The 20,838-nt window shown below is 45.4% G+C and carries 20 protein-coding genes; 8 read left to right on the top strand and 12 right to left on the bottom strand.

Going from position 1 to position 20,838, the window contains the following annotated elements; all coding sequences use genetic code 11:
* The first annotated feature begins 4 nt into the window (after nt 1-4).
* Nucleotides 5-1,639 carry a pyridoxal-dependent aspartate 1-decarboxylase PanP gene (panP, locus tag AC27KT_RS17425; protein WP_487132061.1) on the top strand — a complete coding sequence of 545 codons (1,635 nt, stop codon included), beginning with the start codon at nt 5-7 and terminating at the stop codon, nt 1,637-1,639.
* Between the two features lie 142 nt (nt 1,640-1,781).
* On the opposite strand, the gene panC is transcribed toward panP, so the two are convergent.
* From panC to sfsA, 7 genes are all read right to left on the bottom strand, one after another.
* A complete protein-coding gene (gene panC, locus AC27KT_RS17420) occupies nt 1,782-2,633 on the bottom strand; it encodes a pantoate--beta-alanine ligase (RefSeq protein ID WP_487132059.1) in 852 nt (283 codons plus the stop codon).
* A gap of 11 nt (nt 2,634-2,644) precedes the next feature.
* The gene (gene panB, locus AC27KT_RS17415) at nt 2,645-3,439 is read right to left on the bottom strand and encodes a 3-methyl-2-oxobutanoate hydroxymethyltransferase (protein WP_487132057.1); all 795 of its coding nucleotides are present in this window, start codon (nt 3,437-3,439) and stop codon (nt 2,645-2,647) included.
* Between the two features lie 40 nt (nt 3,440-3,479).
* Nucleotides 3,480-3,995 (bottom strand): 2-amino-4-hydroxy-6-hydroxymethyldihydropteridine diphosphokinase, encoded by a 516-nt coding sequence (folK, locus tag AC27KT_RS17410; protein ID WP_487132055.1) that lies wholly within the window; start codon nt 3,993-3,995, stop codon nt 3,480-3,482.
* Nucleotides 3,988-5,307: a polynucleotide adenylyltransferase PcnB gene (pcnB, locus tag AC27KT_RS17405; RefSeq protein WP_487132053.1), complete on the bottom strand. Its 1,320-nt coding sequence runs from the start codon at nt 5,305-5,307 to the stop codon at nt 3,988-3,990. The genes folK and pcnB overlap by 8 nt, the downstream gene beginning before the upstream one ends.
* Before the next feature lie 98 nt (nt 5,308-5,405).
* Nucleotides 5,406-6,329, bottom strand: coding sequence for a tRNA glutamyl-Q(34) synthetase GluQRS (gene gluQRS, locus AC27KT_RS17400; protein WP_487132051.1), 924 nt, complete (start codon nt 6,327-6,329; stop codon nt 5,406-5,408).
* Between the two features lie 73 nt (nt 6,330-6,402).
* Nucleotides 6,403-6,852, bottom strand: coding sequence for an RNA polymerase-binding protein DksA (dksA, locus tag AC27KT_RS17395; protein ID WP_025257553.1), 450 nt, complete (start codon nt 6,850-6,852; stop codon nt 6,403-6,405).
* Between the two features lie 240 nt (nt 6,853-7,092).
* Nucleotides 7,093-7,809 (bottom strand): DNA/RNA nuclease SfsA, encoded by a 717-nt coding sequence (sfsA, locus tag AC27KT_RS17390; protein ID WP_487132048.1) that lies wholly within the window; start codon nt 7,807-7,809, stop codon nt 7,093-7,095.
* A 225-nt stretch (nt 7,810-8,034) separates the two neighbouring features.
* Here sfsA and pepB point away from each other — a divergent pair, with 225 nt between their 5' ends.
* Entirely contained in the window at nt 8,035-9,318 is a 1,284-nt protein-coding gene (gene pepB, locus AC27KT_RS17385; RefSeq protein WP_487132046.1) for an aminopeptidase PepB, read from the top strand.
* 199 nt (nt 9,319-9,517) lie between these two features.
* Here pepB and AC27KT_RS17380 read toward each other — a convergent pair whose 3' ends face one another.
* Nucleotides 9,518-9,700, bottom strand: coding sequence for a hypothetical protein (locus AC27KT_RS17380; RefSeq protein WP_014950994.1), 183 nt, complete (start codon nt 9,698-9,700; stop codon nt 9,518-9,520).
* Nucleotides 9,701-10,258: 558 nt separating this feature from the next.
* On the opposite strand from AC27KT_RS17380, the gene AC27KT_RS17375 reads away from it, so the two are divergent.
* The gene (locus tag AC27KT_RS17375; protein ID WP_025257557.1) at nt 10,259-10,861 is read left to right on the top strand and encodes a YhgN family NAAT transporter; all 603 of its coding nucleotides are present in this window, start codon (nt 10,259-10,261) and stop codon (nt 10,859-10,861) included.
* Nucleotides 10,862-11,443 carry a YjaG family protein gene (locus tag AC27KT_RS17370; RefSeq protein ID WP_039217981.1) on the top strand — a complete coding sequence of 194 codons (582 nt, stop codon included), beginning with the start codon at nt 10,862-10,864 and terminating at the stop codon, nt 11,441-11,443. It begins immediately after the preceding gene.
* A gap of 156 nt (nt 11,444-11,599) precedes the next feature.
* Here the strand turns inward: AC27KT_RS17370 and rsmD are convergent, their stop codons facing one another.
* A complete protein-coding gene (rsmD, locus tag AC27KT_RS17365; protein WP_487132043.1) occupies nt 11,600-12,271 on the bottom strand; it encodes a 16S rRNA (guanine(966)-N(2))-methyltransferase RsmD in 672 nt (223 codons plus the stop codon).
* Between the two features lie 66 nt (nt 12,272-12,337).
* Between rsmD and ftsY the strand changes: the two genes are divergently transcribed.
* From ftsY to ftsX, 3 genes are read left to right on the top strand one after another with little or no spacing between them, the layout of a single operon-like run.
* A complete protein-coding gene (ftsY, locus tag AC27KT_RS17360) occupies nt 12,338-13,879 on the top strand; it encodes a signal recognition particle-docking protein FtsY (protein WP_487132041.1) in 1,542 nt (513 codons plus the stop codon).
* A 26-nt stretch (nt 13,880-13,905) separates the two neighbouring features.
* Entirely contained in the window at nt 13,906-14,619 is a 714-nt protein-coding gene (gene ftsE, locus AC27KT_RS17355; RefSeq protein WP_487132039.1) for a cell division ATP-binding protein FtsE, read from the top strand.
* On the top strand, nt 14,616-15,596 hold the full coding sequence (ftsX, locus tag AC27KT_RS17350; protein ID WP_487132037.1) for a permease-like cell division protein FtsX: 981 nt from the start codon (nt 14,616-14,618) through the stop codon (nt 15,594-15,596). The genes ftsE and ftsX overlap by 4 nt, the downstream gene beginning before the upstream one ends.
* Nucleotides 15,597-15,635: 39 nt before the next feature.
* On the opposite strand, the gene AC27KT_RS17345 is transcribed toward ftsX, so the two are convergent.
* Both AC27KT_RS17345 and AC27KT_RS17340 read right to left on the bottom strand, forming a co-directional pair.
* Nucleotides 15,636-16,871 (bottom strand): EAL and HDOD domain-containing protein, encoded by a 1,236-nt coding sequence (locus AC27KT_RS17345; protein WP_487132034.1) that lies wholly within the window; start codon nt 16,869-16,871, stop codon nt 15,636-15,638.
* Between the two features lie 154 nt (nt 16,872-17,025).
* Nucleotides 17,026-18,252 (bottom strand): EAL and HDOD domain-containing protein, encoded by a 1,227-nt coding sequence (locus tag AC27KT_RS17340; RefSeq protein ID WP_487132032.1) that lies wholly within the window; start codon nt 18,250-18,252, stop codon nt 17,026-17,028.
* 627 nt (nt 18,253-18,879) lie between these two features.
* Here AC27KT_RS17340 and rpoH point away from each other — a divergent pair.
* On the top strand, nt 18,880-19,734 hold the full coding sequence (rpoH, locus tag AC27KT_RS17335; protein WP_487132030.1) for an RNA polymerase sigma factor RpoH: 855 nt from the start codon (nt 18,880-18,882) through the stop codon (nt 19,732-19,734).
* Between the two features lie 106 nt (nt 19,735-19,840).
* Here the strand turns inward: rpoH and AC27KT_RS17330 are convergent, their stop codons facing one another.
* Nucleotides 19,841-20,755 (bottom strand): bifunctional GNAT family N-acetyltransferase/hotdog fold thioesterase, encoded by a 915-nt coding sequence (locus AC27KT_RS17330; RefSeq protein ID WP_039217964.1) that lies wholly within the window; start codon nt 20,753-20,755, stop codon nt 19,841-19,843.
* Nucleotides 20,756-20,838 lie beyond the last annotated feature (83 nt).

Here is a 20,838-nt window from a genome sequence, read left to right as displayed (position 1 = left end):
TTGAGTGGGTGAAGCGCAAGTTAGTTTAGAGCACCTGTTTAGGGTCTTTACCAAACCTGAACACAAAGACTCAAAGCTGGCTCAAATAGAGCAGCATTTATCTGACAATATCTTAGATTTTTTGTCGCAGCATGTCGTGACAAAGAAGACGTCGTTAGAAGAAATTGAAAAAGACTTTTCAGACTCCAAAGTGCCTGAGTCACCTGAGTTTGTGTCTACTCATGCTGAGAGCTTGCTCGATAAGCTCGTTGCGCACTCTGTAAATACTTACTCGCCAACGTTTATCGGTCACATGACCTCTGCGCTGCCTTATTTTCACCTGCCGCTTTCTAAGTTGATGGTAGGCCTTAATCAAAACCTGGTTAAGATTGAAACATCTAAAGCTTTCACGCCACTAGAACGTCAAGTACTGGGAATGATGCACAACCTTGTGTACGACCAGCCTCAGGGATTTTATGACGATCATTTACACAGTGCGGCCCATTCATTAGGGGCATTTTGCTCTGGTGGTACCATTGCCAATATTACCGCGTTATGGGTGGCTCGCAATAAACTACTTGGTCCACAAAAAGGGTTTTCTGGCGTGGCTAAAGCCGGTCTTGCTGCTGCCTATCGCCACTACGGCATTAACAATTTAGGGGTGATGTGTAGCAAGCGCGGCCATTACTCGCTTTCAAAGGCTGTGGATGTATTGGGATTAGGTCGCGAGCAACTGTTAACTGTGCCTGCACCGAAACAAACCCTCGACCCAGCGAAAGCCCTTCGCATTGGTAAACGCTATCAAGATGAAGGCAATAAGCTTCTTGCTATCGTCGGCGTGGGCGGTACCACCGAAACAGGGCACGTAGACCCGCTAGACGAGCTTGCTGACGTAGCCGAAGAGTTGGGGTGCTGGTTCCACGTGGATGCAGCTTGGGGCGGCGCAACGCTATTCTCAGCACGTTATCGCGACAGACTAAAGGGAATAGAGCGCGCAGACTCAGTGACTATTGATGCGCATAAACAAATGTATGTGCCCATGGGCGCGGGTATGGCGCTTTTCAAAGACCCACAAAATGCCAATGCGGTAAGGCATCATGCCCAATATATTTTACGTGCAGGCTCTAAAGACTTAGGGGCTACCACGCTGGAAGGCTCTCGTAACGGTATGGCCATGATGGTGTATTCTGCGCTGCATATATTCGGTCGCAAAGGTTACGAGCTACTTATTGATCGCAGTATCGATAAAGCCAAAGACTTTTCACAAATGATAGATAAGGCGAGTGACTTTGAATTAACTACTACGCCGACGTTATCGCTATTAACGTATCGAGTGTGCCCTGAAGAGGTACAAGAAAAGTTAAAGCACGCTAACGCCCAAACGCGCAATGCGATTAACCAGAAAGTTGACGCCCTTGTTGTTGCGGTACAAAAGCAGCAACGTGAGGCTGGTAAGTCATTTGTATCTCGTACTCGCCTGGAAGCCCCTGATTACCCCTCCCAGTGTATTACTGTGTTTCGCGTGGTGTTAGCGAATCCGCTTACAAGCCATAATGATTTGGCCGCGATTTTGGCTGAGCAACACTTAATTGCGAAAGAAACGCAGGCATGGAAAGAGCTAATGGATTTTGTGCGCGAAACAGAAACCGTTGCTTCTTAACAGCGGACTCTAATAGCTGACGTTAACAGCTGACGTTAACAGCAACACACAAAAAAACGCCCGATACAGGCTCTGTTTAGGAGTAATGCATCGGGCGTTTTCTTTTGTAGTTCGAAATTATCCGCGAGGATTGGTATTACACTTAATCTCGCGTAATTTGCATATTATCAATTAAGCGCGTCTTACCCATAAACATAGCAACCAGTAAAACTAACTTTTTGTCGCTGTCGCTAGCCGGTTCAAAGGTGGCGGCGTTAACTACCTGACAGTAGTCCTTCTTAAAGCCTTTCGCTTCAAGATTACTGACCATAATGTTTTCAAGCTCAACAAAGTTGGTGTTACCGCCTTCTATACCCGCTTTTATACGCTGCATTTCTGCAAAAATAGCACTCGCCGTCGCTTTTTCTGCGTCTGTGAGGTAGCCATTTCTAGAGCTCATTGCCAGGCCTGACGTTTCGCGCTCAGTAGGCACACCGTGAACCTTCACTGCCATCGACAAATCGCGAGCTAACGCGCGAATAACCTGTAGCTGTTGGAAGTCTTTTTCACCAAAAAACGCATCGTCTGGTTGAACCATGTTGAAAAGCTTGGTGACTACGGTAGCGACACCGCGAAAATGGCCTGGACGACTGGCGCCACAATGAGAGTCGGAAATACCGGGTACTTCAACGAATGTCTGCGCATCTAGACCTGCTGGATACATTTCTGCCACGCTAGGAAGAAACACGGCATCTGCACCCACGGAAATAAGCTTAGCTTTGTCTTCTTCAATGGTGCGTGGATAAGCGTCTAAATCTTCGTTCGCACCAAACTGCATGGGATTAACAAAAATGCTAACTACCACTTTGTCGTTGTGCGCTTTCGCTTTTTTTACTAGTTTAAGATGACCATCATGCAGGTTGCCCATAGTCGGAACAAAACCTACGGTTTCACCATTGCGTCGCCACGTAGTTACGATGTCGCGCAATGCCGAAATACTATCAACCACCTTCATAATTTACCTCGTTACTCGAAGCTGTGTTCTGCCGATGGAAACGCACCGCTTTGCACATCTTCAATATATTTTGATACGGCTTTGCGCATATCGCCGGTCTCTATAAGGTAGTTCTTTGAGAACTTCGGCATGTAGTTCGCGCTGATGCCAAACATGTCGTGCATCACCAAAATTTGACCGTCGGTATCTTTGCCTGCCCCAATACCGATTACCGGTATGGTTAGCGCTTCGCTAACCGCTTTGCCTAGTGATGAAGGCACGCACTCAAGCACTAATAACTGAATACCCGCCTCTTCCAGTGCTTTTGCTTCGCTTAGCAGTTTTTCAGCCTGGCTCGCTTCGCGGCCTTGCACTTTAAACCCACCGAATACGTGCACTGACTGAGGCGTTAAGCCTAAGTGGCCGCACACAGGTACGCCGCGCAGATTTAAGCCTTTAATGGTGTCGCACAACCAGCTTCCACCTTCCATCTTAACCATGCTTGCACCGGCAGCCATGAGTTTTGCTGCATTGGCGTAGGTTTGCTCAGGAGTGGCATAAGACATAAACGGCATATCGGCTAATACGAAGGCGCGTTCAGTGCCGCGACGCACACTTTTCGTGTGGTAAGCAATGTCATCTATGGTTACCGGTAGGGTGTCGTCTTCACCTTGAAGAACCATGCCTAAAGAGTCGCCGATAAGCAGGGCGTCCACGCCTTGTTCGTCGAACATTTTGGCGAAGCTGGCGTCGTAAGCGGTTAAAGAGGTGATCTTTTCCCCGGACTGCTTTTTCTTAAGCAAGCCAGATACAGTTACTTTCTTCATGACATGTCTCAGATTGATATTGTTGATATCGTGTGGCGAACTATACGGATTTTGCCGCTAATTGGAAGTCGCGCAGTCGACTAAGTCCGTCTAAGGAGCAGTTAGCGACCCACGCTGATATAGGTTTGCCGTCGTGCATAACCATAGTGGGCGCAATTTCAAACAACGGCACCATTACGAACTCGCGTTCTGCCATGCCGTAATGGGGAATGATTAAGTCTGCGGTGTCGATGGTTTCGCTGCCGTACAATAAAATATCCAAATCCAAGGTGCGCGGACCCCAGCGCTCACCTTTGCGCTCGCGACCTTCCTCTAGCTCTATGCGTTGCAGCTGCTTCAGTAATCCGTGTGGCTTCAACGAGGTCTCTATTAAGCATACCGCGTTAATATAGTCAGGTTGGTCTTGCGGCCCCATCGGTTTACTAGAATAAAGTGAAGAGGTTTTAAGTACGCGGGTGTCTTCGATTTGACCTATCGCATCAAACGCGCGCTGAGCTTTTCCTTGGCTATCGCCGAGGTTGCTACCTACACCAATGTACACATGTTCTTTATGCATCAGGACCTCGCTTCGCTGGTTTACGCTTGCGCTTACGCGGGGCACCTTTTGCTCCGCCTTCGTTTTTTCGAAGGGCGTTAAGCATGCCTTTCTGCTTACCGTTGTCAGCGTGCTGGAAGTGCGTCCACCACTGAGCTAGCTCTAATAGATCGCCACCTTCAATTTGGCCTCGGGCAAGCAAAAAGTCATAGCCTGCTCTAAATTTAGGGTGCGTAAGCAATTGGAAAGCGCGACGGCCAAAGCGTTTAGGTAGACGTTGCTGTAAAATCCAGATGTCCCGAACCACGGTAGAGAAGCGTTTAGGGATCATAATACGTTGTGTTTGACGTGCGATTACCTCGCCTGATGCAATGTTAAATGCATCGTGAGCGTTTAAGCCAGACTCGCTTTGCAAGCGTTGAGACTGCTCTTCGACCGGATACCACAACAAGGCTGCATATAGGAAAGCTGGTGTGACACGCTGATCGTTGTTAATGCGTTCATCGGTATTGGCAAGTACGCGACGTACAAACTGCATTTCTCGGCTGCTTTCATCTTTTAAAAACGGCGTAAGCTGAGGGAATAATGGCTCTATTAAGCCGTATTCGTGCAGCATTAAGAAAGTTTCTTCTCCCTTACCCGATAAAAACAGTTTAAGGGTTTCTTCAAACAAGCGCGCAGGTGGAATGTTCTGTAAAAGGTTGGCCAGAGATTTAATTGGCGCAGCGGTTTTCGCTTCTATGCGCATGCCAAGCTTAACGGCAAAGCGCACCGCACGCAGCATGCGTACTGGATCTTCACGGTAGCGAGTTTCTGGGTCGCCAATAAGCTCAACTTCTCGTTTTTCTATAGCGGCTAGGCCATTCGCGAAGTCTTTCACCGTAAAGTCGGCCACACTGTAATACATGGCGTTAAAGGTAAAGTCACGGCGTTCAGCATCTTCTTCGATAGAGCCAAATACGTTATCGCGTACTAACTGACCATGTGCGTCACGCTTTGCTATAGCTTTGCCCTTAGGCAGATCTTCGTCTTCGTCGGACTCTTGGTGATGCCCACGAAAAGTAGCAACTTCAATAATTTCTCGACCAAAAACAATGTGAGCTAAGCGAAAGCGCCTGCCTATAAGGCGGCAATTTCTGAATAAGCCTTTAATTTGTTCAGGTGTGGCGTTCGTCACCACATCGAAGTCTTTTGGTTCGTGACCCATCAAAATGTCGCGTACACAGCCCCCTACCAAATAGGATTCGAAGCCAGCTCCATTAAGGCGATACATTACTTTCAATGCATTTGCGCTTACGTCTTCGCGAGATATACCGTGTTCTCCACGGGTCATAGTCCTTGGCTTCAAAGCGTTAGGAGACGAACTCTCTTTTGAAAAAGCGCGCTTAACAGATTTAAAAACACGATGAATGATGATGGTATCTCCGCAGACTATAAAGGTTCGCTATAATAAGTGGATTCATGCTGTGGAACAATAATTTCGGGTGTTTTCACTACTTTTTTCCTATCCCACATTGAAATAGCCGTCTTAAGCGCCGAATCAATATCACCAAATTCTGACGCATTTGGAAAGGAAAAGCCTAAAAAGTGCATCACACGCACGAGATTATCTAAAGCTGTTTCGTTTTTAACCGGCGCTGCACGGTTTTGTTTACTTAGTTTTCTGCCTGGCGCCACGGCAGCGACCGGCACGTGACCGTATTCAGGGGGAGTGTAACCCAGCGTGCGGTATACTGCGCGCTGTAATGGCGTGACATCAATTAAATCACACCCTCTAATGACATGGTTAACTTGCTGAAATACGTCATCTAAAATCACGACAAGGTTATACGAAAATAAGCCATCTCGTCGTTTCAGCACTACGTCTTCCGCTATTAAATCAGTACTTGAATTAGAGGGCATAACTTTGCCCATAAGCACATCATCAAAGGCTTCAAGTTGCGTATCTACTTTTAAACGAACTGCACAATCCTGTGTGGTGGAGTGCACTGGCTCAGTTCGACAGTGGCCGTTATAAACACCGCCCATGGCTTTAATTTGCTTACGTGTGCAGGTACAAAAATAGGCTTTTTCTTGTGAAAGCAAGTCATCGAGAACCGCTTGATAGCGGGCGTGTTGTTGGCTTTGATAGATGACGTCGCCGTCCCAATACAGGCCGTGGGCTTCTAGGGTAGTGAGTATGTCTTTATCTACACCTTTAATACAGCGCGGCTCGTCTATATCTTCCATGCGAAGCAGCCATTTTCCGCTATGGCTCTTAGCATCCAGGTAGCTGGCAACAGCGGTAACTAACGAACCGAAATGGAGTTGGCCTGATGGAGAGGGAGCAAAACGCCCTACATAGTGATTATGCATAATAAAGGCTTAACAAAAAGCCCCATCTTTTCGGGATGAGGCTTTCTATATCAACGTAATCGAGGTGTGTAACTTAACCTTGAAGTTGTTTTTCTTTAATTTCAGCCATGGTCTTACAGTCGATACATAAATCTGCTGTAGGACGCGCTTCTAAGCGACGAATACCAATTTCGATACCGCATGAATCGCAGAAGCCGAAATCATCTTCTTCAATTCGCTTAAGCGTTTTTTCAATTTTCTTTATTAGCTTACGCTCACGATCACGTGTACGTAACTCAAGGCTGAACTCTTCTTCTTGAGCTGCACGGTCTACAGGATCAGGGAAGTTTGCTGCTTCATCCTTCATGTGCGTTACTGTACGGTCAACTTCTTCACGAAGCTGGTTGCGCCATGCTTTAAGCAATAGACGGAAGTGCTCCATTTGGGGCTCGCCCATGTACTCTTCGTCAGCTTTAGGCTCATACGGCTGTAGACCTGCCAGCGCTAATAGTCCTAGGGATTTTGTTTCTTTTCCTGTTGGCATCTGCCACATCTCCTACACTACGACATCCATCTTGTCCTGATTGGACCGATATCTATATCAGACTCGACAACTTCAGGCAATCAATCGTGTCTATGTAATTATTATGCTGGTGTATTGCATTCATAAAATAGCCAGGTGTTTTTCATTTAAACCGCTGGCTACCAGCAAACGCATTAGTGCGTTCTCCCACTAAAACAAGGCGCAAATATGAAGCCGAAATGAAAAAAATCAACCTATTTTTTACGAAATCAAAGGGAGTGTTTGATTTAATAGGATTTTTTGTTCGTCTATTATACAGCTTGCCGCTAAAACCCTTACACCAGCGTTAGCGGCAATCTTTACGCTTTCTGCATAAGTTGGATCAATATGCCCAGCCACTTGAACGCTTTCTATTGCGGTATGCTGAACGCAAAATAACAAGCTTGTTTTTATGCCGCTTTGCGCTAACCGAGCAAGCTCCAAGCAGTGCTTCGCGCCGCGTTGAGTGACTGCATCGGGAAAGAACCCTTTATTCTTGTCAGCTAAGGTGACGGATTTAACTTCCATATACTCAGTAACACTCTGATGTTCAAAATTTTTACGTGTTAACGCAAAGTCGAATCGGCTATTGGCGGTTGGAGGTGTTACTTCTGCTTTCCAATTAGTTATATCTGAAAATTCACTCAGCACCTTGTTATCTAGCGCTTCCGCCACCAGTTTATTAGCATTGTGCGTATTAATGCCGATAAAGTGACCGTCGAAGGTTTGGGCTAGCTCCCATGTATACTTAAGCTTTCGATTAGGGTTGGTAGACTCACTTAAAAAAACGGTGTAACCCGGCACAGCACAGCCAGTCATAGCACCGGTATTAGGGCAGTGTGCGGTTACAATGGTACCGTCGTCTAACTCAACATCGGCAAGAAATCGCTTGTACCTTTTTATTAGGGTGCCGCGTAATAAGGAAGGTGAAAACTTCATGTATCGCCTTTTTTCTGAATGTAGGTGAAACACACTGGTGTATTTCACATGAATTATATTTGTGCTTATGAACGAGCATTTATAGCGTATGCACTTGGCGAACAAAGCGTATGCGGTGAGCGTACTACACGCGCATTATATAAGGCGCCAAAGAGTAACAAACATTTATGCAAGCGCAAAAAGCGCTTAGCAATAATATAACGATGTAATAAGGAATAAAACGCGATGGCAGAATTTACCGTTAGCCTTTCAGTAAACAGGGCTGAAGCAGTGTGGGGCGAAAGTGCTAAGCTTTCTTTCACTGGATCAGGTGCAGTTATTCACCTGCCTGACGACAAGCTTAATGAACGTTTAATTCAGCAAGCGGCAAGAAAGCTAGATGGCTTAAGCCTGCCAGCAGTCACGCTAAGCGGTGATTGGCACAAAGAGCAGCAGTGGGCCTTTGCACTTAGCTTCACGCGCGCACGCAAACCAGCATCAATAAAATGGGCCGAGACGGCTGACAAAGAAGCGCTAGAGCAAGAATATGCGGCGTTACTATTTACCCGCCAGCTGGTAAACGAAACGCCAGAAGACTTAAGCCCTGAAACCTTAGCAACACGAGCAGCACAGTGGCTTAAGTCACTAGGTGGTGACAAGGTCACTTACTCAATGACGGTAGGTGAAGACCTGAAAGAGCAGGGCTGGATTGGCATTTACAATGTAGGCCGAGGAAGTGAACGTCCGCCTGCAATGCTGGTACTTGATTACAACCCAACAGGTAACGCAGATGCGCCCGTTGATGCTGTGCTAGTTGGAAAAGGCATCACGTTCGACAGCGGTGGCTACAGCATTAAATCTAGCGAAGGTATGTTAGATATGAAGTGTGACATGGGCGGCGCAGCGACTGTTACTGGGGCATTAGGGCTATCTATTTCTCAAGGCAGTGAAAAGCGTATTCAGCTTATTTTGTGCTGTGCAGAAAACCTTATCAGCGGTCACGCATATAAGTTGGGTGATGTGCTTACCTACAAAAACGGGGTAACCGTTGAAGTGGTTAATACCGATGCAGAAGGACGTTTAGTATTGGCAGACGGCCTAATGGCGGCAACTGAGACGGGCGCACCGCTAATTATTGATGCGGCAACGTTAACCGGTGCAGCAGTGGTTGCACTGGGTTCTGACTATCATGGCGTATTCTCGTTAGATGATAATGCACGCGAACAAATGCTAAAAGCAGCAAAGGCAGAAAACGAACGTTTTTGGCCACTACCTCTTGAAGATTTTCACGCAGAGCGCTGTCCGTCTGCGTTTGCCGATACAGCAAATAGTCGCCCGATGAAAGGTGGCGGCGGTGGCGGTGCGTCAAACGCTGCGGGCTTCTTATCTCGCTTTGTTAAGCCAGAAGGCTGGGTACATTTAGATTTAGCTGCGGCTTACCATGGCGGGGCTACCTCTGAAATGCCGGTAGGGGCTACAGCGAAAGGCATTCGCTCAATCGCGAGAATGCTAAAAGACTTTAGCGCATAAAAGAGCAGCTCTCGGCGGTGTGAATGGCCGTCGAACGCTGCTTGTTTTTGACTTCAACTTTTACGACATTCCCAACTCGCGTTTTATACAACGTGATTGCGCAGCTTAAAAGCGAGTAGCGTTACTCGAACTCACGTAGTTCTGCGCTAGGGATAAAAAGGCGTGATTTTGCAAAAAAATCACGCCTTTCTTATGTAAATTAGATGCCGCCTAAGCGCTCGGCCAAGGTTTTATAGCGTTCAACATCGCCGCTATCGAAAAGTGGATTACCGTCGGTGTCTTTATCTTTCGAAACCAAAAGGCTTTCGCGCTCAAGACGTTCTACGCGTACCTCTTGAACCCCTAAAAATGCAGCCACTTCTTTAACTGTCATCAAACTCATTGCAATTTTTCCTATTCTGATTGTTATAGTTATTGTTTTGTATTAACAAGGCCTCTGCTTTGGACAAAGCTGAACATCTTTTATCATTACATCAGAAGCGCTGTTCCTATGACATTACCTAAAAGGCGAACAAAATTCCAAGCAACTGGTTATGATAGAATGTTGCGCCTTGTGTAACGTCTACAAGAAACATCGCGGGTGTAACTATTTCCTGCAACTACCTAATGCTGCTCTCTATTGTTTTAGTTAAGCTTATTTTTTCTTTTTTTCGAGTCTTTTTAGCGATTCTTTTGTTATGTCACCTAGATATAGCGCTACTATAGCTGCGGTAACACGCCGCAATCATAAATATTTAAAATCACGCTAAGTGGGTAACTACCTATACGGACTGGTATAACCGCGATAAAGAATAGCCACAGAATGTTAAAAGGTGTTTTTAACTCTCATCGCTTGGTTTACCATTGCGCGCCAAAACCATCTTTCAGCATGCATCTTGAGTTATACTCTTGGGTTTATGCTTAAACTGAGTTCACGCTCTTCATCGGAGACAGAAAATAAATGGATACTTGGTCCGCTGCCGTTATGCTCTTTCTGATCATGGATCCTCTCGGTAACCTGCCGGTTTTCATGTCGGTGCTTAAATCGATTGAGCCGAAACGACGCCAATTTATTCTCATCCGTGAGTTGTTATTCGCCCTTGGTATCTTATTTTTATTTCTATTTAGCGGCCAATCAGTGCTCAACTTTTTAAATGTGGAGCAGGAAACCGTGAGCATTGCCGGAGGCATAATTTTATTTCTTATCGCGCTTAAGATGATATTTCCGTCGTCTGGTAATCCAAGTGGACTCGCGGTGGGGGAAGAGCCTTTTTTAGTGCCTCTTGCTATTCCTATGATTGCTGGCCCTTCAACGCTAGCAGCATTAATTCTGCTAGCTAATCAAGCGCCAGACAGAATGGTGGACTGGTCGATTGCGCTGGCTGCGTCGTGGTCTATTAGCGCAGTGATCTTATTATTCTCAAATGTATTCCATAAAATTTTAGGGGAACGTGGCCTAGTTGCGATGGAGCGATTAATGGGTATGATCCTTGTTATGATCGCCATTCAAATGCTTCTTGATGGCGTTACCAAATATTTCATGCATGCCACTGGAGCCCTATAAATGGCAAAGCAAAAACTTAATACCTTTGGGCGTGTTCGCGCCTTGGAAGGCTGGAAAGCCGTTGCATTCGGAGCGGCCTTACTAGAGCGAATGTTGCCCAACTACACGCTTTTTTGCGAATTGACAGAAAGCGGCGACGCAAGTGCACTGCGCAACTGTTTAAACTTAGTGTGGGAAACGCTGAAGTCTCCTAAAAGTAAATTTAATATTGCTGTACAGCTAGAGAAAGTGGAAGTTGCTACGCCCGACACCAGCGAACACGACAATTACGGCGTTTATCCGGCCATAGATGCGGCGATTGGGTTAGCCGGGCTTCTTAACTTGATGGCGGGAGACGATCCACAAGGTGCGGTGGTGATCAGTAAATTGTCTCAAGGCAGTGTTGAAGCCTATTTACTAGAAAGTGAAGAGGCGGACGACGAGACCGTAAAAGAGCACCCGTTGATGGCGTTTGAAGTTGAGGTACAAAACGAACTGCTTGATTATGTTGAGCAAGCTAAGTACCCAGCGAAAGCGGCAGATGAGATGAAAGCCCTTGCCTTGGAAGCTGGTATCTCAAATATTGGTCTCGAACTTCAATAAATTAACGATGTGAGATTAGCCTAGCTAAAACTATTGCTAGGCTTCGTGCATGTACATGTGTAGTTCATGCGCCTTTTTCTCTGGCGCCTTTTGTTTTGCATGCCGAGTGTTTAGCCAAAACTCACAGCGAATTCAAGCTCAACTGCGCTACGTCAATCAGCTTACCTCAATTAACATATAGCGCAGCGCACTCGTTTGCTTGTCTTTAATAACCTGCCAATGGCCGGGAAGAGCGGGCGTTGTTAGCGCACTTTCGTGCTCTAAATACACCACGCTACCGCTTTGAACAAGTTTGTTGTCCTCTAACGCTGCAAGCGTAGGCGCGACTAATGATTTTGCAAATGGCGGGTCGACAAAAACAATGTCGTAAGGTGTTGTGCTAATACCGCTTAAAATACCGAGTGCATCACCTTGATGGACAGCAGCCGATGCCTGATCGTTTGCTTTTAGCAATGTAAGATTGCTCTGAAGTTGACTTGCCGCTTGTTTATCGAGTTCTATAAAATCGCAATGTGCGGCATAGCGAGACAATGCTTCTAAGCCCAACCCACCAGAACCCGCAAAAACATCTAAGCAGCGTGCATCGTTGATAAAAGGCATCAACCAATTAAATAAGGTTTCTTTATTTCTATCTGTGGTTGGCCGTAACCCTTCTGCATTAAGTACGGGTAACTTTCTACCACGCCATTGACCACCAATAATGCGTATTTGCCCAGGGCTATTTACGCCTTTTATTTTCTCATTTTTCGTTGAAAGACGTTTTTTTGCAGAAGATGGTGCCCGAGTAGGGCGAGAAACTCGCTTCATAGTGGCTGACAATGGTATCATGCGTTCATACATTAGGCGGCAAGTGTAGCCGAATTTGCTAAGAATTTATAAGGATTTGTCCTAACGATGTCGAAACTTTTTGGCTGGTTCAATAAGAACAAGAAAGCAGAGAAACAAAAAGCCCAAGCGGAAGAAGAAGCCCGCCTAAAGGCAGAGGCTGAAGCACAGGCGAAGGCACAAGCGGAAGAAGAGGCTCGCTCAAAGGCAGAAGCTGAAACACAGGCGAAGGCCCAAGCGGAAGAAGCTCGCTTAAAGGCAGAGGCTGAAGCACAGGCGAAGGCACAAGCGGAAGAAGAGGCTCGCTTAAAGGCAGAGGCTGAAGCACAGGCGAAGGCCCAAGCGGAAGAAGCTCGCTTAAAGGCAGAGGCTGAAGCGCAGGCGAAAGCCCAAGCGGAAGAAGAAGCACGCGCAAAGGCAGAGGCTGAAGCACAGGCGAAAGCCCAAGCGGAAGAAGAAGCTCGTGCAAAGGCAGAGGCTGAAGCACAGGCGAAGGCCCAAGCGGAAGAAGTAGCGCGCGCTAAGGCAGAGGCTGAAGCGCAGGCGAAAGCCCAAGCGGAAGAAGAAGCACGCGCAAAGGCAGAGGCTGAAGCACAGGCAAAAGCCCAAGCGGAAGAAGAAGCCCGCGCTAAGGCAAAGGCTGAAGAAAAGCCGAAAGAGAAAAAGTCGCTATTTGCGCGTTTGAAAGAAAGCCTATCTCGTACAAAAGAGAACCTAGGCAGCGGTATTGTTAGCCTGTTTAAAGGCAAAACCATTGATGACGAGCTGTATGAAGACCTTGAAACACAGCTTTTAGTCGCTGATGTGGGCATGGATACCACGCAAAAAATCATCGATCATCTAACTGATAGCGCTTCTCGTAAAGACCTTAAAGATGCAGAGGCCTTGCTGGACATCATGAAGCAGCAAATGTCGGGCATGTTGTCTCAAGTGAATCAGCCTCTTTCTGAAGTCATGAAAGCACATGATTCCAGTGAAGGCCCGTTCGTTATCTTAATGGTCGGCGTAAATGGTGTAGGTAAAACCACGACTATTGGTAAGCTGGCAAAGCAGTTCCAGCAGGAAGGCAAGAAAGTGATGCTTGCTGCGGGTGATACATTTAGAGCTGCAGCAGTTGAACAGCTTCAAGTGTGGGGCGAGCGCAACGATATTCCGGTTATCGCTCAGCACACGGGTGCTGACAGTGCGTCGGTTCTTTATGATGCGCTAGAAGCCGCGAAGTCGCGTGGCACAGACATCCTTATTGCTGATACCGCAGGGCGTTTGCAGAATAAGAACAACTTGATGGAAGAGCTTAAGAAAGTGGTTCGCGTAATGAAGAAAATCAATCCGAACGCGCCTCACGAAGTTATGCTTACATTAGACGCAGGGACTGGGCAAAACGCGATTAGCCAAGCTAAGTTGTTTAATGAAGCCGTGGGCTTAACAGGAATCACGCTAACCAAGTTAGACGGCACAGCAAAAGGCGGTGTTATATTCTCTATTGCCGATAAGTTTAAAATTCCTATAAGGTACATAGGTGTCGGCGAAAGTATTGATGACTTACGCCAGTTCGACGGACAAGAATTTATTGATGCGTTGTTTAGCGAAATGGACACACCTGAAAGCTAAAACCAGCAAAGCGGTAGGGAACAATAATGATAAAGTTTGAGCAGGTAAGCAAAACCTATCCAGGCGGGCAACGCGCGCTAAGTAAGGTTAATTTTCATATCGCCCCGGGTGAAATGGCCTTTTTAACAGGGCACTCAGGTGCAGGAAAAAGTACGCTACTTAAACTTATCAGCCTAATGGAGCGCCCTACAGTAGGGCGCGTTCTTATTAATGGCCACGACCTTAACGCTATTACCCGACGAGATATTGCCTACATTCGCCGCGATATCGGGATGATCTTCCAAAGTCACCAGCTGTTAATGGATAAATCGGTTTTTGACAACGTGGCTTTACCTCTTGTCATTGAAGGGTACACCCATAAAGAAATTCGCAAGCGTGTAGACGCCGCTCTTGAAATGGTAGGCCTTAGAGACAAAGCTCGTTGCCTGCCTATTACGCTCTCTGGTGGGGAACAACAACGAGTGGGTATTGCGCGAGCGGTCGTGAATAAACCCCCGTTACTGCTAGCGGACGAGCCAACGGGTAACCTCGACCCTAAACTCTCAATGGAAATTATTCGCTTGTTCGAAGATTTCAATCAGGCGGGAGTATCGGTGCTTATAGCAACTCACGACTTGGGCTTGATTGCTCGTATGCGCTATCGCACGCTCACTCTTAAAAACGGGCAAATGATTACTGATGGTTTAACCGACGATATGGGCAGCGCGGGTTCAATTGATGGTGAAGGAGAGTGGTCGTGAGCATTTTATTTAAAGGTCGCGCCCAAGGGGCATCTTCAGCAAAAGTAGGCATGGTACAATCGGTTATCATGTTTTTCGTTAGCCATGTGCGACAAGCCTTGTCTAGCCTTGGAGAACTATGGCGACAGCCTTTAGCCTCGTTAATGACAATTGGTGTACTGGGTTTAAGCATAACTTTGCCGAGCACACTTTATATCATGGTAAAAAATACGGAGAAAATTACTGCTGGTTGGGATCAGGCATCGGAGATTTCCCTTTTTTTAAAGCCTAATATTAATGCGGCAAGCTCTCAGCAGCTGGTGGCTAGATTAAATACATGGTCTGAGATAGATAGCGTAGTTTACATTCCTGCCGACGATGCACTTAAAGAGTTTCAACACTTGTCTGGACTTGGAGATGCTATTGCTTATCTAGAGAAAAACCCACTGCCTGATGTGGTGCTAGTAACGCCAAATGAAAAGCATGCGTCACCGACAGCCGCGAAAGCGCTGTTAGACAAGCTGCGCCAGCAACGAGAGGTTGACGTTGGCAAACTTGATATCGAATGGTTAGAGCGCTTGTATGCGGTTATTGATATCGCGAGGGATCTAGTCACCTTAATTGGCCTACTTTTGTTTATTGCTGTGGTACTCATTATCGGAAACACTATCCGCTTAAACATTCTCAATAAGTACGATGAAATTGTGGTAATGAAGTTGGTAGGGGCTACCGATGCATTTATTCATCGCCCTTTCCTATATACAGGCTTCTGGTATGGTTTATTGGGTGGTTTAATGGCGTGGTTTGCCGTAATCATCATTCTTTGGGGGATGGATAGCAGCATAACGACGTTCGCCGCTATGTATCAAAAAGATTTCAATATTACTGGGCTAACCGGTTCGGCATTACTCATTATGCTTGGGCTGTCTGTTTTGCTTGGATTACTCGGCTCGCTTATTTCTGTGCAGCGTCACGTGAGAGAGATAGAGCCTCAATAAGTATCGCAAGCCCAAAGCTCGCATTACACGTGCCAGCGGTTAAGCGATAGCGCGCGGGTAGTGTGATGAAATAGCGCTGCGTACGCCGTTACCCCATGTAATCGCTTGGTTGTACAGCATATGCAGTTGTTTTTGGTCAATATCTAGCATCTTGGCTTGTTTTATCACGTTCATCCACAGTGCACTTTCGAACGCGCGGACAAGGGTCATATAGTTGTTCATTTCCAGGTTTTTGCCTAGTAATGCGTCATTAACTTCATCGGACAGCGGCAGTTGTTTCACTATGTCAGTCATAGATTGGTCAAGTAACCCTTCAAGTAACGAGAACAGCCCTACTAAAAATGATATTGGCGGGTTGTTTTTGATGCCTCTTCGCTCGGCAAGTAAATCAAAGAACTTAGCGCGTACAAGCGACATATGAATGATTTCAAGAGGTTTCTCGTCGCCTAAGTTGGTTAAACTCAACAGCGCGATAAATTTCTTAATCTCTACTTCACCCATGTAATTGAGTGCGTGCTTAAGTGACGTGATCTTGTAGCGTTTATTGATTGTGGGGTTGTTTATGAATTTTAATAACAAGAAGCTCAGCGTAGCATCGCGTTCGATAATTTGGCTAATGCGCTCAATGTTAAAATCACTACTAGAGCTTTCACCCATCAAATCTACAATATTCATTTTAGAGGCAGGAAGCTGCTTCAGTATTCGCGCTTCAGGCTGGGAAAAGAAATAACCCTGGAAGAAGTCAAACCCTAGGTCTACACAAGTAGTGAAGTTGTCTTGCGTATCAACCTGTTCGGCAACTAGCTGAACATTTGCATCGTGATAGCGAGGAATATGCTTTTCGATTGTTTCAAAGCGTGTTTTGGTGACGTCTACTTTTACGATGTCGATAAGCGGGAATATATCGTGTTTTGAACCCACCATCATAGGATCGTCAATAGCGAGCTTAAACCCAAGTTGTTTTATGTGCTGACAGGCTTCGAATAGACCGCTCATATTATCCGTTGGGTCAGCTAGTTCAACCACAACCGACTCAGGGTTAAGTGACGTTGGGAAACGAGAAATAATTGTGTCGGAAGAGAACGTAATAAACGATGTTTTCTCCCCGCTGATATCATCTAATCCTAATGGATGGAAATGTTCAGAAATATATTTCGCTTTTTCTTCACTGTGCTCTGGGTAGGCGCCAGACTTACCGTCTCGAAATAACAGTTCATAGGCAAATACACTTTTGCTTTTGTCTAAAATAGGCTGACGAGCTATGAACGCGAACATAATCTATTCCTGAGGCAACATGGTTTAACAACGTTTTTATTGGTATTTGATGGGCTTAGGTAATAATAAGCCTAAACCCTAGTCTATGATATGTAGGCGTTACCTAACAAGAATTCAATGATAAATTTACCAAGATGCAGGGTTGATGCATTGGCTATTCATCTTTCATTGTCGAGCTATGAATGTGTTTTGCCCACTTAATAGCTTCGTTATAATAGCTGTGCAATATGCTTTGCTTTATATCGTATTTATTAGCAAACTGTTGAATACCAGCCCATTTTGCTCGCTCAAAATATTGAACAAGCGTTAGACAATTACGCAACATGCCCGGTGTGCCACAAAGTGCGTTCTTTACATCATCACTGATAGGCACTTTACTCACCAAATCGTCGATGCGCTGCTCCATCATTGCATCGAGCAGAGACAGTAGCCCAGTAAGAAAGCCTTTTAGTGGGTTATCTGAGCCTTTAAGTTGAGTAAATACCAGTTCACAAAACTTTGCACGAACCAGCGCCATTTGCATTAGCTCACTAGGCTGCCCGTCGCTTAAATTGGCCAAAGCAAGTAAAGAAATAAATTTCTTCACCTCTATTTCACCCATAAAGGTTAAAGCATGTTTTAATGACGTTATCTTATGGCGCTTATTAACCATAGGGTTGTTAATAAAACGCAGCAGTAAGTAGGTTAGCGAAGGGTCTCTTTCAATGATTCTGTTGACCTCATCGAAATTCAGTTTTGCTTGGCTACTTAAAGTAAGCAGTTCCATCATGGTTAAGCTGCTTGGGCCTAATTTCCTATGCCTTACAATTTCCGGTTTAGCAAGGAAGTAACCTTGGAAGTAGTCGAAGCCCATATCTTTGAATTTATTAAATTCATCATAGGTTTCAATTTTTTCAGCAACCAGCTTAATTTTATATGATTTAAATCGCTCAATTAAAGCAGGGATCTTATCGTGAGGAATTTCGGTAATATCAATTTTTACTACGCTGGTAAAAGGAATAAAGGCTTCCCATTTCCCTTTCATGTCGTAGTCGTCTAGCGCTATTGGGTATCCAAGGCCGCGAATATGCTTGCACGCCGCAACTAGAGCGTCATCTACATCTACCGTCTCAACAATCTCAATAACCACTTTGTCAGCATCTAATGAAGTAGGAAAGCGGAACATCAGGGTATCACGATGAAAATTGATAAAAGCTTTTTTATCCCCAGTAATTTCCTCGATACCCAAGCTTAGGTGAGTAGATGTCAGTATTTTCGAGGTTGCTTCATCAGGAGGAATATTAGGGAAACAGTTCTCCTCGCCAACGCGAAAAAGTAACTCGTAAGCGTAAACTTCTCGGTTTACATCAAATATGGGCTGTCTAGCGACGTAAGCAAACATGAAGTTCCTCTTTGCTTTACTTGCCTTACTCCTTTCCTTAAGAATTTCCCTTCCAGTCTTTAATTGTTCTTGTCTGGAAAATGCTATGCAGCGGTCGTAGTGCAAAATCGATTAATTCAATCTAATATTTTCAATTTCCAGAGAGAAAAGCAAGGTATAAAATAAGACTTCTTTTTTCGCGCCGTTAATAGCCGTTGAAGTATCAAATAATGTTGAAATTGGGAAGGCACTAACCCTCCATTATTGAATGGTAGCGAACGAACAATATTCGTTTAAATTCATCTCAGTGAGATTAGCTTTCCCACTCAGGCATGTAATTAAAGTATAATGCTTTCGTGGTTGAATGACTGACCAAAAGCTTGTAATGGTTGTCAGGCTACAATGATGTTTAGCGGACTGGTAGGTGAAGCGAATAGCACAAGCATTCGATTTGGCTGACCTAATACATTACCTAGCAAACGTAAACGACGCTTAATTAGTAAAGTTGAACTTTTTTTCTTAATTTGGGTCTTGATATTGTAGAAATAGTCACTATACCTACATATCGGTTAGACTTCATATCTTAATTAGGTCTCGCGCAGCTTCGGTTACTTTGCTAATATGAAGCGGCAATAAATGAGGTGAACAATGAGCAACAATTTGCAATCTATGGCCCTGTCAGTGCCACACAGCGGTAGCATTGAAGGCTACATCCAAGCTGTAAGCAGCATTGATATGCTTAGCGCTGAGGAAGAGCGCGAGTTGGCAGTGCGCCTTCGCGAAGACGAAGACTTACAAGCCGCTCGTAAGCTAGTAATGTCACACCTTCGTTTTGTAGTGCACATTGCAAAATCTTACTCAGGTTATGGCTTACCACAAGCCGACTTAATTCAAGAAGGTAACATTGGTCTGATGAAAGCCGTTAAGCGTTTCGACCCAACGGTGGGCGTACGTTTGGTTTCTTTCGCGGTACATTGGATCAAAGCAGAAATTCATGAGTTTGTACTTAAAAACTGGAGAATAGTAAAAGTTGCGACTACCAAAGCGCAGCGTAAACTGTTCTTTAACCTACGTAAGGCGAAAAAGCGTCTTGGTTGGTTCACGCACGATGAAGTACAAACTGTAGCGAACGAACTGGGTGTGAGTACAAAAGAAGTGCTTCAAATGGAAGCGCGCATGAGCTCTCAAGACCAGGCGTTTGATTTAACTGCTGACGAAGATGAAACAGGCAATTTTGCGCCAGTTCACTATCTGGAAGACAAATCTTCAGACGTTGAAACTGACGTAATTAATAATGACTGGGATACAGCTGCTAGCAAGCGCTTATACTCAGCGATAAAAACGCTAGACGAGCGTAGCCAAGATATCATCGAAACTCGTTGGTTAGCAGACAACAAGATCACGCTGCAAGACTTAGCGGATAAGTATCAAGTATCTGCTGAACGTGTTCGTCAAATTGAAAAGAACGCGATGAAAAAGCTTCAAGCAGCTATGGTCGCTTAGTGCACCAAGTATATAGCTTATAACCAGCTTCACTTTGCTAAAAGCGCCTGAACGGCGCTTTTTTTATGAGTGTTTTTTGTTTTTGGTGACGCGTGAAACCATAACGCTACTCTTCTTCGTTTTTAGAAGGGGGAAGTACGTAGAATACACCTTCAAATTCCGCCACAGGGGTGTCGCCATCCAAAATTGCTACGCTTAATTCAAAACGCGCTTTGTTGTCGTTTTCTAGCGGTTTGAATTTTCCAGACAAGGTTTCAATATTACAGATTGCCCTTGGCTTCATCGTGATGGGCTTATGATAATGAATATCGCCATCGCCCAATACAATGTCACCGTCTAATCCACGCTCTTTTAGCTGAAGGTAAATCATGCCCCAGCCTGTTAATGTGGCTAAAGAGAAAATACTGCCCGCAAACATAGTGCCGTGAATATTAATATTCTTATTCAAAGAAGCACGTGTCTCTAGTGTGCGCCCTGTGTATTGGTAAAGCTTAATCCCCATATGCTCGGTGATGGGAATGGTCTCAGACCATGTTTCCTGTAGCGATTTGCACCATTTAGGGTGTAGCACTAAGGTATTGCTATCAGTAAACTTCTTAACCATTTGCTGACGCTTGAGCATACCAAGCTCGTTAGGAGCTTCACGCTCAACTTCAAAGCCACATGCGCTAAAAAAGTCGATAGATATTTCGCGACTGTTGGTTACGGCGCGCTCGGCACCCAAGTCTTTGGCTACGTTTTCAAGTGCGGCCATGATCATTTGGCCTAAACCTTTACGCTGGTGCCCCGGATGCACGGCAATATGCCGAATTTGTGCTTCTTCCGCGGTGTTCAAATGCACACGGCCACAAGCTACAATTTCGCCATTTCGGTTGGTGATAATACGGTGCTCTGCGACTTGCTCATATTCGTCTTTTTCAGAGCCGGGAGGAAAATTCCATGGCTGACGTAAGTGCTCCCATCTAAAATGGAAATAGGCTTCAAATTCGGCGTCGCTTTTTGGCGTAACTACCTTGTACACAATAAACCAGCCTTCTTAAATGAATGAACAAGTATTTAAACGTAAGAACACATGAGGCACAAGCTTAATTATGTAAGCAAGTT

The organism is Alteromonas sp. 5NW40-0090, assembly GCF_057552975.1.
This window is presented reverse-complemented; position numbering and strand designations above follow the sequence as displayed.